Raw genomic sequence first — 13,155 nt, 5'->3', positions numbered from 1 at the left:
TAAATCCAGTTCTCGAAGAAGTCAAAACCTATTTCCTAGAAAACAACTTCCCAGAACAAGAAGCACAAAAATTCTATAATTATTTCTCCAGTGTCGGTTGGCTTGTCGGTGGCAAAACACCAATGATCAATTGGCAAGCAGCAGCACAAAATTGGATAATCAACGCACCAAAATTCATTTCAAATGCAGAACAACCAAACAAAGCAAAACACCTCAACACCACAACCGAAAAAGACTATGCAGAACCTTTATAGCTTCCGTTTTGAGGAAATCTTTGCTAATCCATTTAATCCGTGGCAAAAAAATCTTAGCGAACCTTGCGTTGAACCTTTGCGGTCTTTGCGGTTAAAACTAAAAAATCCGCGTAAATCCGTTAAATCTGTGTCATCCGTGTTCCAAAACCCTCTCTTTAGCGAACAAAATGAAACTTGAAACCTGAAACTTGAAACCCGAAACCTGAAACCTGAAACTCAAAATGAATAATTCAACAAAATCAAACTACAACTACCCCGAAATAATCAATAGGCTCGAAGCTAAAGGAATTGAACTATACGGTAATCATTTCAAAATAGTAGAAACAGACCATAAAATAATTTATAAGTTGATAGCCTATTTTTTAAAAGACGAGCATGCCTGTAATCAATTCAATATCCATTTAGAAAAAGGAATCCTATTAACTGGCCCTATAGGCTGTGGAAAAACCTCATTAATGAACCTAATGAAACATACAGCCCCAACAGGTAATAAATTCTCAGTAAAACCTTGCCGAGACATAAGCTTCGAATTCATTCAAGAGGGTTACCCTATCATTCACAAATACAGCATCGGCCAACTCTATCATACCGAACCAAGAACCTATTGCTTCGACGATTTAGGAACAGAAAACAACCTAAAGTACTTCGGTAACGAATGCAACGTCATGGCAGAAATTCTATTAAGCAGATACGATCTATTCATCTCCAAAAAACTAAAAACCCACATCACCACTAACCTATCAGCTACTGAAATAGAAAAACAGTACGGAAACAGAGTCAGAAGTCGACTAAGACAAATGGTCAATCTAATCGCATTCGATAAATCAGCACCAGATAAAAGATAAAATCCGCATTAATCTGCGTTTCGCCATGGCGAATCCGTTTCATCCGCGTTCCAACAACCTGAAACTTGAAACCTGAAACTTGAAACCTGAAACTTGAAACAAAATGAACACAATAACCAACTTCTGGAACTACTTCCAACAAAACAACTTCGTTTTCTTATTTCTAAACGAAGTTTCGCAGGAAGAAATGAAATTTCATTTCTATAAACTCAAAGAAGAACTATACCGCTACAACAAAAACTTAGATCTTATCATAAAAAACAAAAAAAATGAAGCAGAATTAATTATTACGGCACATGGCAATCCCTATCTTTTTAAAGAAGTAGAACTATTAGCATTTTATGCCCCAAAAATAAAGCGATGGAAAATAACGGCATTTCTCCAACCTGAAAAAGACCTTGATAAATACGAAAACGGCACTGACAAACCATTTAAATTTTATGGAATAAATATAAAGGTGAGTGATAGCTATTTTATTCTATTAGGTAATCCTGAAAAACCAATAGATCTGGGTATAAAAGTATTACTTAAAAATTATGTAGTGTATAAAAATAATCCTAAACTTACTGAGGCAGTATATATTATTATAGAACATTTTATTGGGGAAAAGTCTTTCGCTAATGATTTAAAATTTATTGAAATTAATCAGCTTCATCAAATAAATACTGATCATCTGAAATTACATCATTTAAAATTATATATCAACGATGAAAGGTAAGTTAATTTATAAATCTCTCTTTATTTTAATCGAAACTCGTACACCTTTACCAACCGCTGTTTCAATAGAAATTTGAGCATCGATTGTTTTAATACGCTCATTTATGTTTTTTAACCCAATTCCATCTGTTGTATGATTTTTATCAAAACCAATTCCATCATCTTCAACTGTAATAAGTAAAAAATCAGTGGTCTCAACTATAACTAAATTACAAACAGTTGCTTGAGCATATTTGTTGACATTCAAAAAGAGTTCTTGTAAAATTCTGTAAAGATTAATCTTAACAATGGAGGAGTATTTTTTCCAATCTATAGAATCCGATATAGAAACGGTGAAAACAGTCTCATTTAAATCGTTATTACTTTTAACTAAGGAATGGATTAAAAATAAATAATTGGAATCATAAATTGAAAAATCCGAATATAATTCATGTGAAAGACTCCTTATCTCAGATTCAACTTTATGAAGCTCTTTGATATAGACAATTCTTTTCTCTTTCGTAATTTCATCATCTTCATCATTCAAGGTGTCTAAAACCATACGAATAGCATAAATTTGATTAACAATGCCATCATGTAATTCTTTTGATATTCTATTTTGTTCCTCCTCTTTAGCATGAATTAGGGCAAATTGAAATTCTTTAATCAAACTTAATAGTTCATCATTTGCTTGTTCTTTTTGCTTAATTAATAGCAATTCTTTCTTTCTAGCTATTTGTTCCTTAATAATAATTGCTGTTAAAAAAACAACTATACTTAGAGCTAAACCTAAAATTAATAGTAAATTATTAGTAGAAAGAATTTTATTTTCATCTTCAACTTTACTAGTTTCATACTCAATCCTAGCAAATTTTTCGCGATTTAATCTTTGCTGTTTAACAATACTATCAAAAACTTTTACATACTCATTTTTGTAAAATGCAGCATTCTTTTTATCAGATATTGATAAAAAATTAAGAGTTTTTAATAATTCGTTATTAGATTTCAATTGTTTTGTTAACGGCAAGGCTTCAATAAAATATTTATTTGCTGTCATAGTGTCTGACTGTAAGAGATGATACTCGCCGAAATTGATAATTTTATATAGATAACCTTGAGAATCATTGAAATGCTTTGACATAGCTATTGACTCTATATATTTTCTTTTAGCAATTTCAAATTTCCCAATTTTCATGTAATCAAAAGCCAGATTACCTAAAACTGTTGAATGAAGTTTAGGATGATTGACTACTACATCACTTTTTACTAATTTTTCAAGTTCAAAAATAGAACGATTGAAATCTCCTTTTTTATCGTATATATTGCAAAAAGCAATGGTAACTAGAATATTGTATTCTTCATATTTAGCAATTGTATCTTTTAAAGAGTTGTCTTTCTTTAGGTTATCAAGCGCAAGATTCAAATATTTGATAGCTTGATCATATTCACCTAATTCAGTATGATTAGCTGCTTGAAGATAATAGCATTCATACAAAAAAATATATTTTTTCGAAGACTGGAGCTTATTCAAGGCCTTAATTACCTCAACCTCACTTTCAACATAATTTCCTTCAGTAAATAATAAGTGAGCTTTATTAAAAAGGGCTTTTGCTAATTTTTCATTATCTTTTATTGCTCTAAATATCTTTTCAGATTCTTTATAATAAAAATAAGCACTATCTTTTTGATACTTTTCATAACAATCACCCATATAATATAAAGCCCTACCCATACTTATAGAATCATTTATTTTCTTAGAAAGAACATAAATTTGGTTACTAACTTTAAATGATGATTTGTTGTTATTTAAATAATAATATTCAGCGGCAACTTCAAACAAAAATTTAAGTTTAAGAGAATCATTATCTATTTTTTCTAATGGACTTATTACTGAATCTAAATATTGAATCTTTTTTGAATCAGAAAGAATATTGAATTTTGCATTCAAAATAGATTTTGTATTCGAAAATGATTTTTTTTCTTTACATGAAAAAATCAATATTGTAGCTAATATCAGGTATAATATTTTTTTCAACTAATTTTATTTTATTCAAAAATAAAAAAAACCATGTAAAACATGGTTTTTTAATTATAAATTAATCTTTTCTTTTAGGTGGAATTGGCTCCCCATCGCTTAAAGAATCTATTTCCTTTCCAAAAATAGCATCATTTTCAAAATTAATAACCTTAGTGGGTTGCTTTGTTACTTCATCATAAGCATCATTAGAACAAGAAGCAAGAAGAGCGCAAACTGCTAAGGCAGCTATAAAAGAGTAAATTTTCATAAAAATCAATTAAAAAATTAAACAATAGTTTTTTAGGCAACTCGAAGAGTTGCTTTTGATTTTCTGAAAAAGCAGGGAGTACTTTAGCAGTAGTTTTCTAACGACTAAAAGAATAAACTATTAGTTCCCACATTAAAAAAACCGAATTGAATTCAATTGTTCGTTGTTTTGAACAAGCCAAAAATAGAAAGAGTTTTGGTCTAAAAAGTGTTTAAAAAAGAGTGTTTAGTAAATGGCTATGCTATTGTAGTAATCAGCATGAATATAAAAGTAAACTGCACAAATTAACTATTGAATTCGTCTTATAATTGTGTCTATGTTCTCTTTATATCCTCTCGAAAAAGGGATTTTATATTCATTGTCTAGCAAGTAACAAACATTTTTACCTAAATTAATTCTGCTTACGAAATGGATATTAACAACATAACTATGATGAATTCTAAAAAAGTAGAAAGGCAATTGATTCTCAAAAAATTTCATAGTTTTAAATCCAGATATTTTTTTACCATTTTGTAAATAAAAATCGGTAGTATTATTATCCGCTTTCAAATAAACAATATCATCCAATGAAATAAAGTGATAATCTCCATTTGATTTAATACAAAGTTTAGTTTCAGAATTTCTACTATTTAATTTAGAAAATTTTAAAAAAGATTTATACAATTCTATAGGAATTATTGGAAATAACAAATAATCTGACACCCCTAATTTTAAAGCAGAATAAGCTTCAGTCTTATTCTCATTGAGTGCAATTACATAGGGTAATTCTTTTAAATATTGATGCAAATCAAGCAAGAGTTGTAAACTTATTAAGTCATTAAAATGAAATAATAGTAGTTGTGGTTTATGTTCAAGAATTCCATTTAATGCTGTTTCATATGTACTATAAACTCCCAAACATAAATAATCTTCTACAAATTGTGAAGACTCAATTTGTTTTAAAACCAAACCTGTAGAATCAATTATTAAATATGAATGAAGCACAATAAATTAATTTTGATTAAAATTAGTTCTAATTGATACTTAAAATTTACGGTAAAACCGTAAATTTTAGTTTTATTTAATTAAATTTGAATTCATGTTTAAATCTAGAATAGATGCCTAATAGTGAATTAAATAGAAGTATAGAAAACATCTTAATTGTCGATGATCATCCATTAACTGTAGAAGTGCACAAGGGAATTATATCAAAAGCATTAAAAGAAAAAAAAATAAATTATCTAACTGCAATTAATGCTGAAAAAGCATTCAATATCATAACTAAAATTAATTCAAATGGTGAAAACCTAAAAATGGTGCTTTTTGATATTAGTTTACCCCCATATAAAGAAAAAAATATTGAATCAGGGGAAGATTTAGCAGTTATAACTCGTGAACTATTTCCAAATTGTAAAATAATAATTATTTCAATGCACAATGATCCATTATGGGTTAATAGAATTATTAAAGCCATAAATCCAGAAGGTTTTTTAGCAAAATCAGATGTGGATGCAAAGTCATTAACTGAAATTTGTTCAAAAATTGAAGCTGATTTTTTCTTTTATAGCGAGTCGATAAAAAAATCAAACAAAATAATGATTCAACAAAATATTAATTGGGACGAACACGACACTAAAATTTTGCAATACATTGCGGAAGGATACAAAACAGCACATTTAGCAAAATTAATTCCTTTATCATTAAGCGCAATTGAAAAAAGAAAAGCCAATATCAAAAAACAACTAATCTTTGATATTGGCTCTGATAAAGAACTTATAGAACTAGCAAAAAGCAAAGGTCTTTTATAAAATCATTATTTTGTCATCCGAGCCTGCTAGGAATCTCCTAACCTTAGGCACCTCACTAAACGCAGTTTAGTCAACAACCTGAAACTTGAAACCTAAAACTCGTAACCCGCTACTCAACAACCAACTTACTACTAGAAACCACGGCAGCTCCTTGCTTAACCAAAACCAAATACACCCCAGCAGGATAAGAACTCACATTCAGCTCACTACTTCCTGTAACAGAATTCAAAGCCACATTTTGAATCAACCTACCCGTTACATCATAAATAGAAACTGTAGCATTAGTAACAGTTAAATTATAATCTAATGTTACTAAATCCTTAGCAGGATTAGGATACATCGTAAAAACATTTTCTTGTTGAAATTCATCAGTACTTAAGGTAGCACAAAGCCCTGTCATTAGGGTAGGAACATAAACTGGATTTCCAACAGTACCATTACCATATTGCCCCACTTGATTATCTCCCCAGGCCCAAACCGTACCATCGGATTTGGTAGCAATAGTAAATTGATCATTTCCAGCACCACCAGAAACCACATCAACCCAGTCGGTATCACTACCCACTTGAACAGGGGTAAATTGGTTCGTGGTGTTGCCTATTCCAAGCTGTCCAACATCATTAAGCCCCCAAGCCCATAATGTACCATCAGGTTTAATTCCAAAGGAAACTTTCCAACCAGCAAATACCTTAGACCAAGTATCAGTACCAACCTGTCTTGGATACGAGCGATATAATGAAGGAGACAAACCATCGCCTGTTTGTCCATATTCCCCCCCCCCCCAAGACCACAAGGTACCATTGGTTTTTAAGGCTAAAATATGGGCAGCTCCTACATGAATACTGGCCCAATCGGTATCTGCATTCAATTGAGTGGGAACACTTCGTGCCATAACCGTATTATCGGCTAATAAACCTGCGAGATTCAATCCCCAACCCCAAATAGTGCCATCATTTTTTAAAGCAAAAACAGAAGCACCCAAACTAGTTTCAACATCCACCCAATGATTCGCTGTACCAATTTGAATGGGAGTAAGTTGATTGGCACAACACGTATTATTTCCCATTTCATATTCATCATTTTGTCCCCAGCCCCAAATGGTCCCATCGGTTTTTAAACCAATAGTCATTTCAGATGAAGCGGATATCTTTTGCCAATTAGAAGCTGTACCGATTTGTTGTAAAGTAGGATTTATTGTAGTTGTAGAACCATTACCTAATAGTCCGTACCTTCCATCTCCCATAGCCCATAAAGTACCATTATTTTTAATAATAAAAGTATTGTATGGGCCGGCACTTACTTTCAACCAATCAGTAGATGACCCTATTTGAAAAGAGGAAGAATTTATGGAATTGGTATTTCCTAAGTTTCCAGCATCGCTCTCACCCCAACCCCATAAAGTTCCATTTGATTTAATAGAGACAACATGATAGCTTCCTATCTGAAAACCATCAAAACATTGACCAAAAGTTGAAGCACATACCCATAAAAAGAATAAAGTAATTTTTTTAAGCATAATTCGTTAGTTTAAAAACAGGTACGCTAAAAACGTACCTGTTTAGGGTTATTCTATTTAATAATTAACTTGTTTTGCCATAAGATAGCATCTGCTTGTTTTACAACTAACATATACATACCTGCAGGATAAGAGTCAATCGCTAAAGTGACTTCCTTATCAGCCGAAGATAAGGCTTTTTTAGCAATATTTCTGCCTGTCAAATCATAAATTTCTAAGGTGGCACCCTCTAAATCTAGAGAGTAAGAAAGGGTTACGGCTGTAACGGCAGGATTAGGATAAAGACTAAAACTAGTTGGGTTAGAATTAACTTCATTTTTATCTACACTAGCTATTTTTCCAGTAGAATCACAACCTGCAACATCAACATCAAATTTAGTGATACACAATTCATAACCTTCTTTGTAAGGCACTGTTCCTTGCAAAATCCAAGTCAATACACCTCCGTTAAAAGGACTTTGTGGAATAACGGTTACTTGAATTACATTTTGTCCTGGTTGTAAGGTAAACGAAGAAGGGAGGAGTACTACTTGATTCGTCTCTTCACTCAATGTCACTTGATAAGGAATTGTCATACCACTATAAATAACAAGGGTATACGTGTAAGAACAATAAGGGGTGTCGTTTTTCTCTAAATCCTTAATTTCAACACGTTCAATTTTACATTTATCACATTTTGTAGTAGAATAATGTAAAGGTTCCGATTCCAAAGAACATAACCCTGTATTTATAGTTAAGGTGTAATCGGCATCTTTTATCAAAGTATAAGGATTAGCATATGAATTGGAACCATGAGCATCAGATTGCGCATCCATATTCCAACTCCAAGTTTTTAATGGCAAACTAGGGCCTATCAAATAATTGGTCTCAGTAGAACAGTCCGTATAACATCCCGTAGGGAAAATCCAAATATAATTCTCTGGATTTTTAGGCACATCTATTTGAGTCGATGCACTACAACCACCTGTTGTAGCAGTTACTTTATAAGGACCTCCTTCGGTTACAGTTATTGTAGATCCTGTAGCTCCATTAGACCAATTAAAAGTAGAACTTCCAACAGCAGTTGCTGTAAGTTTGATAAGATAAGGAGTACAACTAATAAGTTGAGAGTTTATACTTACGTTCTGTGGTGGTTGTACCACATTCAATACAATACTCGTGGTTTGACTACAACCTTGAGCTGTAGCAGTAACTTCTAAGGTGTGATTACCTACAGTTAAACCAGAGAATACAGGATTCAGTTGATTACTCCAAGCAGTTTGTATTACACCGTCTAATTTCCATGTAAGAGTAGTAGCACTAGTAATCGCTTGCAATGAAAAATCCTCTCCTGCACACAAAGTAGTAGCGCCAACAACCTTAATGCTTGGAGGTGTAATAAACATTGGAGATACACGTGAAGGAGTATTGTATTTACATTCATCGACATTAAGTACACGTACCCAATAAGCACCGTTTACATCAGTGCTCCAAGTAGGAACTGCTGTAGTGGCAACAACCGTATTGCCATTCATCCATTGATATTGCGTAGCGGTACATTCACTTAACGTGCTACTTGGCACATAATGCATAGTAACCACATTACCCTTACAAACGGTAGCATTGGTAGTGGTAATATCACCTCCAAAACAAGGCTCAGGGACAGTAATTGGAAGTACAAAAGTACGCTGACAACCCGAGGCGTTTTTAACTGTAACTTGAACATCATGATCCCCAGTATTAGTAAATACACGGGTAGGTTGTTGCATAGTGTTTTGTGCTTCATCATCGTCAAAATCCCATAAAAAAGAAGTTATGGATAATAGTCCAGAGCCAGTTAATCCAAATTTAACCGGCGAATCATGGCAATCTAAATCTGACAACAAAACAATATTCAAATCAGGAATAGGTTGTAAACTAACAGTTACAATTTTTTCACATTCTGGTTGTGCCACACCATCTACAAATCCATTTACCTTAATCTTAAATTGGTAATTTCCTGCAGTTATGTTTGATAAAATTGCAGAAGTAGGTTGCCAAGCACCACCATTGTAGCTGTATTCAAAAGAATGGGTAACTCCTGTTGCCGCAGCATAATAGCTTGTTTGGTCAAATAAAGTGACGTTAAAGGTATTGTCATTACCACAGGCAGAAGAGTAAGAAAGATTTGCAACATAAGGCACCGTAATTTTTTTATAGGTTTGTAATTTAGAAAGTTCACCATCGCACATATAAAAAGTGTTATAAAAAGTGTGGTAAATTCCTGGTACAGCTGTAAATGTAAAGCCTTGATTAACAGTTTGGTAATTAAGAGGCCCAATAATCGAAAAATTCTCTAATACAGGAGATGGATTGGCTGTACCAGTCATGGTAACAAGTCCACATTGATTATTCGAATTATTGGCAACTATGGGTTCAGGATTTAATATGCAAAAATCAGGAGATCCACATTTTTGGATAATATATTGATAATTTGAGGTATAAGTACAATTATTGGCATAAGTAGCGATAAAGAAATAAGTTCCAAAGCCTAAATTATTACTCATCCCAATTGGAAGTGTAGTGCTATTCCCTCCGTTAGATGCTGGAATAGGATTAGAAACACTATTCAAATACCATTGAATGGTTGCGGCAGAACCTGTAGCGGCAGTCAATGTGGCATTAATATCATATTTACTACAAAATGTATTTCCATTAGCACTAGATAATGAAGCTGTTGCCACTGGACTAGGTAATACTAAAATAGAAAAATTAGCAATAGCTGTAGTACCAGTACAGCCATTAGGATTTACTATGTAGGCGGTTACAGGCATTAAAAGATTAGTTGTCCCAGTATTGCTAAAGCTATAAATTTGATTCAAAGACCCTATTACATCGCCATATCCAAAATTCCAAATAACTTGGGTGGTTGGATTAAAAGTATAGCCCAAAGAAGTTATTGAAAAAGAGGCACCTTGACCACTACAAATGGTGGTATCTCCCGAAATGCTAATTTCAGGAATACCCAAAATAGTAACAGGTATTGAAACTATTTCCGTTAGAGTACATTTAGTTATAGTGGCAGTCAAATTAACTGGAGTGGTAATGGTGGTGTGATTCCAATTGACACTGATTTGAGTGGTATTTTGACCAACAGAAACACTTCCTAAAGAAGGAACGTCTATACTCCAAACTACGTTGTCATAATCCGTATATAAAGTAGAAATACCTAAATTATTCAACTGAAACGTACTTACCGAATTGGCACAAACCGAGGTTAAAGCTCCTACAATTTCAGCATTAATTTCTTGAATAATAAGTGGTAAAACTACAGGGTCTGAATAACAAGCAACAGGTGCATAGACTTCACTTCTAACTTCAATACTAGGAGGCAATGAACCCGTAAAGGTTACATTAACTTGATTACCAATATTCGAACCCAAAATAGTGCCATTTGTTACACTCCATACATAATTTGCTTGAGGATCTGGATTTTGAACACTATAAGTATAGGGACTATTAGGACATACTACAGTTGTTCCATTTACTCCTTGTGGTACTGACGGTTTAGCAATTACAGTTATTATTTTCTGCTCACCAGCACAATAGCCTGTACGTTCTGCACTTAAAATATAACTTCCTGTTTGATTAAACGTATAAGTAAAATTCACACTATTAGCTAAAGTATAAATAGGAGTACCAGTAATAGTAGTTAATGTCCAATTAACCTGAACATCATTAGTAGTAGTGTAAACAGACGAATTATGCTGACAAACATTCTCTTCTCCAGTAATTTCTAATGGTTTTGAAATAAGTATATCAAATGTCGCTACACCACCACAATGCAAAAGGGTGTTCATATAAGTGGCACGCAAAGTAATAGTACCTGAAGTATAAGGCGTAACAATTACTTCATTTCGCTGGTCGGTTAATATTACTTCACCCAAATCATTATTAGAATTCCCAATAATTTCCCATTGAATATCTGTGGTAGGCCATTGAGGTAACTTGTACCTACCTTGACTACCATAACAAATATCAGTAGGACCTTGTATGGTTCCATGCGATTGAATTACAGGAATCTTAATAGTACTTGGCTCTAAACAATCCAATTGACAATCTGTAGGATAAAAGGTCACATAGCCAAAACCATTTTGGTCAACAGCATCCCACAAAACTTCGATGTTGCCACCTCCTTCAGATAAAACATGACCACCAACTACAGACCAATTAAAGTGTTCATGACAAATCTCCATACCATCAAAAGGCAAAGAATAAATGGAAGATTGTCCCTCACAAATAACAGTAGGACAAGAAATTTCAAAACCTCTTCCTTTAACAACAAATTTTAATCGGAATTCACTCGTACAATTACATTCATTCGTAACAGTCAAAATGGCTGTATATTCACCATCTTCAGTGAAAGCTAGAGAAGGTTGAAACTCAGAAGAGGTAGTAAAAGTTCCCGTTGAATTATTCTTGAATAACCAATGATAGCTAATTAAACTACTGCCATTATTAGCAGAAGACAAATTAATAAAATTAATCACTTGATTACTACAAAGATAAATGGTATCATCTGGCGAATACTGATCCAATGGCGCTATCTGAAACATAGCAGTTGGAATAACAATTTTTTCTATACATAAAGATTTAGAAATAATAGTACTACCAGACACGATAGTAAATGAGATAGTACCAGTACCTACTGCACCCCAACTAACAGTACAACTAGTGTTGGTTGCATTTGAAATAACACCACCGCCAGCACTCCAAGTAGTAGTAGCACCTGCTGGTAAATTAGTCAAGGTATAGTGAACTACACTTTGTTCACACATCCTAATACAATCCGATTCGCCTATATCTTCTATAAAGACTTTCTTTCTGTCATCATAATCATAGGTCTGACAGCCTACTTCTTTATCCCAAGAAATAGCAAGTCCGCTATTAGTCTGAGAGTAAACCTTAGCACTTCCTAATAGTAAAAAGGAGGCTAAGAACAAGACAAAGAATACCTTTTGTCTGACATTCTGGAGTTGTTCATTCATAATAATTGTGTTTTGGTTAGTAATTAATTGAGCAACCAAAGTAATGACTATACAGTTAAAAAAATTACGGTGTTTTATGTGTTTTTTTTACGGTAAAACCGTAATATTTTGTAGCAAAACACCGTAATTATATACAGTTAAAACATATTATTTTAGGAGTCATTTATATACAACTAAATACATCATGAAAAAAATTCTATTATTCGCAGTAGCTCTAGCATTCAGTTTAACAAGCAATGCTCAAGAAAAAAAATCAAAAACCTACAAACAGCACAAAAGCGCTGAAACAGGTAGATACGTCACAAAAAAAGAAGCTAAAGAAAAACCTAGTACTACTTATAGCACCAACAGAAAAAGAAGTAAAAATTAAAGATATTTACTAGTTAGCAGAAACCTTGTGAAAATATTGCGAATAATACAACGTTCTTAAAAATATTCAGTAGCTACGAATTGAGAGATTTATCTGTTACTCAAAGAAAAAAACAGATGTAGGAAAAGAGAGTTTGTTTACCGAAATAAGCAAACAAAAATTATTTATAAATTTAAATTTTAAAACAATGAAAAAAGTAAAAGCAATTTTATTCGGTGGCTTATTAGCCTCAACATTATTATTTTCAACACCATCAAACGCAAAAATTGTAGCACAGTTTGTTCATGTTTTTGAAAATGGTTGCATTGGTACGCACACATATCACTCTACATTATTTGGTTTATTTACTTGGGAAACTTATGAAGTTGTAGCTTGCTAATATAAGCTCAATTTAAC

At 32.7% G+C, this 13,155-nt stretch carries 10 protein-coding genes and 1 pseudogene; 6 read left to right on the top strand and 5 right to left on the bottom strand.

The genetic code is table 11. The features are described 5' to 3' along the window. The 3 genes and pseudogenes from Q0075_RS06585 to Q0075_RS06575 form a co-directional block, all read left to right on the top strand. Positions 1–254, top strand: a pseudogene (locus Q0075_RS06585) (transcriptional regulator); the annotation flags it as partial. A 221-nt stretch (positions 255–475) separates the two neighbouring features. Continuing rightward, positions 476–1,099, top strand: coding sequence for an ATPase (locus Q0075_RS06580; RefSeq protein ID WP_297868817.1), 624 nt, complete (start codon positions 476–478; stop codon positions 1,097–1,099). Positions 1,100–1,202: 103 nt separating this feature from the next. Next, positions 1,203–1,817 (top strand): hypothetical protein, encoded by a 615-nt coding sequence (locus Q0075_RS06575; RefSeq protein WP_297868816.1) that lies wholly within the window; start codon positions 1,203–1,205, stop codon positions 1,815–1,817. Between the two features lie 6 nt (positions 1,818–1,823). Here Q0075_RS06575 and Q0075_RS06570 read toward each other — a convergent pair whose 3' ends face one another. The 3 genes from Q0075_RS06570 to Q0075_RS06560 all read right to left on the bottom strand — a co-directional run bounded on the left by Q0075_RS06570 (position 1,824) and on the right by Q0075_RS06560 (position 5,064). Beyond that, positions 1,824–3,830 (bottom strand): tetratricopeptide repeat-containing sensor histidine kinase, encoded by a 2,007-nt coding sequence (locus tag Q0075_RS06570; protein ID WP_297868815.1) that lies wholly within the window; start codon positions 3,828–3,830, stop codon positions 1,824–1,826. A 61-nt stretch (positions 3,831–3,891) separates the two neighbouring features. Continuing rightward, complete coding sequence (locus Q0075_RS06565; RefSeq protein ID WP_297868814.1) at positions 3,892–4,080, bottom strand: hypothetical protein; 189 nt, start codon at positions 4,078–4,080, stop codon at positions 3,892–3,894. Between the two features lie 288 nt (positions 4,081–4,368). Then, complete coding sequence (locus Q0075_RS06560; protein WP_297868813.1) at positions 4,369–5,064, bottom strand: LytTR family DNA-binding domain-containing protein; 696 nt, start codon at positions 5,062–5,064, stop codon at positions 4,369–4,371. A 113-nt stretch (positions 5,065–5,177) separates the two neighbouring features. Here Q0075_RS06560 and Q0075_RS06555 point away from each other — a divergent pair, with 113 nt between their 5' ends. Then, positions 5,178–5,867 carry a response regulator gene (locus Q0075_RS06555; RefSeq protein WP_297868812.1) on the top strand — a complete coding sequence of 230 codons (690 nt, stop codon included), beginning with the start codon at positions 5,178–5,180 and terminating at the stop codon, positions 5,865–5,867. A 109-nt stretch (positions 5,868–5,976) separates the two neighbouring features. Here the strand turns inward: Q0075_RS06555 and Q0075_RS06550 are convergent, their stop codons facing one another. Together Q0075_RS06550 and Q0075_RS06545 are read right to left on the bottom strand one after the other, a co-directional pair. Continuing rightward, positions 5,977–7,383 (bottom strand): T9SS type A sorting domain-containing protein, encoded by a 1,407-nt coding sequence (locus Q0075_RS06550; RefSeq protein WP_297868811.1) that lies wholly within the window; start codon positions 7,381–7,383, stop codon positions 5,977–5,979. Between the two features lie 53 nt (positions 7,384–7,436). Then, entirely contained in the window at positions 7,437–12,389 is a 4,953-nt protein-coding gene (locus Q0075_RS06545) for a PKD domain-containing protein (RefSeq protein ID WP_297868810.1), read from the bottom strand. A gap of 184 nt (positions 12,390–12,573) precedes the next feature. Between Q0075_RS06545 and Q0075_RS06540 the strand changes: the two genes are divergently transcribed. Further along, positions 12,574–12,759, top strand: a complete 186-nt coding sequence (locus tag Q0075_RS06540; RefSeq protein ID WP_297868809.1) for a hypothetical protein — start codon at positions 12,574–12,576, stop codon at positions 12,757–12,759. A 187-nt stretch (positions 12,760–12,946) separates the two neighbouring features. Further along, the gene (locus Q0075_RS06535) at positions 12,947–13,138 is read left to right on the top strand and encodes a hypothetical protein (RefSeq protein ID WP_297868808.1); all 192 of its coding nucleotides are present in this window, start codon (positions 12,947–12,949) and stop codon (positions 13,136–13,138) included. Positions 13,139–13,155: the final 17 nt, after the last annotated feature.

Source organism: uncultured Flavobacterium sp. (assembly GCF_937967675.1).
In the GTDB taxonomy this organism is placed as follows: domain Bacteria; phylum Bacteroidota; class Bacteroidia; order Flavobacteriales; family Flavobacteriaceae; genus Flavobacterium.
The sequence above is the reverse complement of the archived record's forward strand: the minus strand, read 5'-3'. Positions and strand labels throughout refer to the sequence as shown.

Excerpts from the sequence above, each read along its gene's own strand:
- Q0075_RS06580 (WP_297868817.1), top strand. The coding sequence starts at position 476 with ATGAATAATTCAACAAAATCAAACTACAACTACCCCGAAATAATCAAT.
- Q0075_RS06575 (WP_297868816.1), top strand. The coding sequence starts at position 1,203 with ATGAACACAATAACCAACTTCTGGAACTACTTCCAACAAAACAACTTC.
- Q0075_RS06565 (WP_297868814.1), bottom strand. The coding sequence starts at position 4,080 with ATGAAAATTTACTCTTTTATAGCTGCCTTAGCAGTTTGCGCTCTTCTT.
- Q0075_RS06555 (WP_297868812.1), top strand. The coding sequence starts at position 5,178 with ATGCCTAATAGTGAATTAAATAGAAGTATAGAAAACATCTTAATTGTC.
- Q0075_RS06550 (WP_297868811.1), bottom strand. The coding sequence starts at position 7,383 with ATGCTTAAAAAAATTACTTTATTCTTTTTATGGGTATGTGCTTCAACT.
- Q0075_RS06545 (WP_297868810.1), bottom strand. The coding sequence starts at position 12,389 with ATGAATGAACAACTCCAGAATGTCAGACAAAAGGTATTCTTTGTCTTG.
- Q0075_RS06540 (WP_297868809.1), top strand. The coding sequence starts at position 12,574 with ATGAAAAAAATTCTATTATTCGCAGTAGCTCTAGCATTCAGTTTAACA.
- Q0075_RS06535 (WP_297868808.1), top strand. The coding sequence starts at position 12,947 with ATGAAAAAAGTAAAAGCAATTTTATTCGGTGGCTTATTAGCCTCAACA.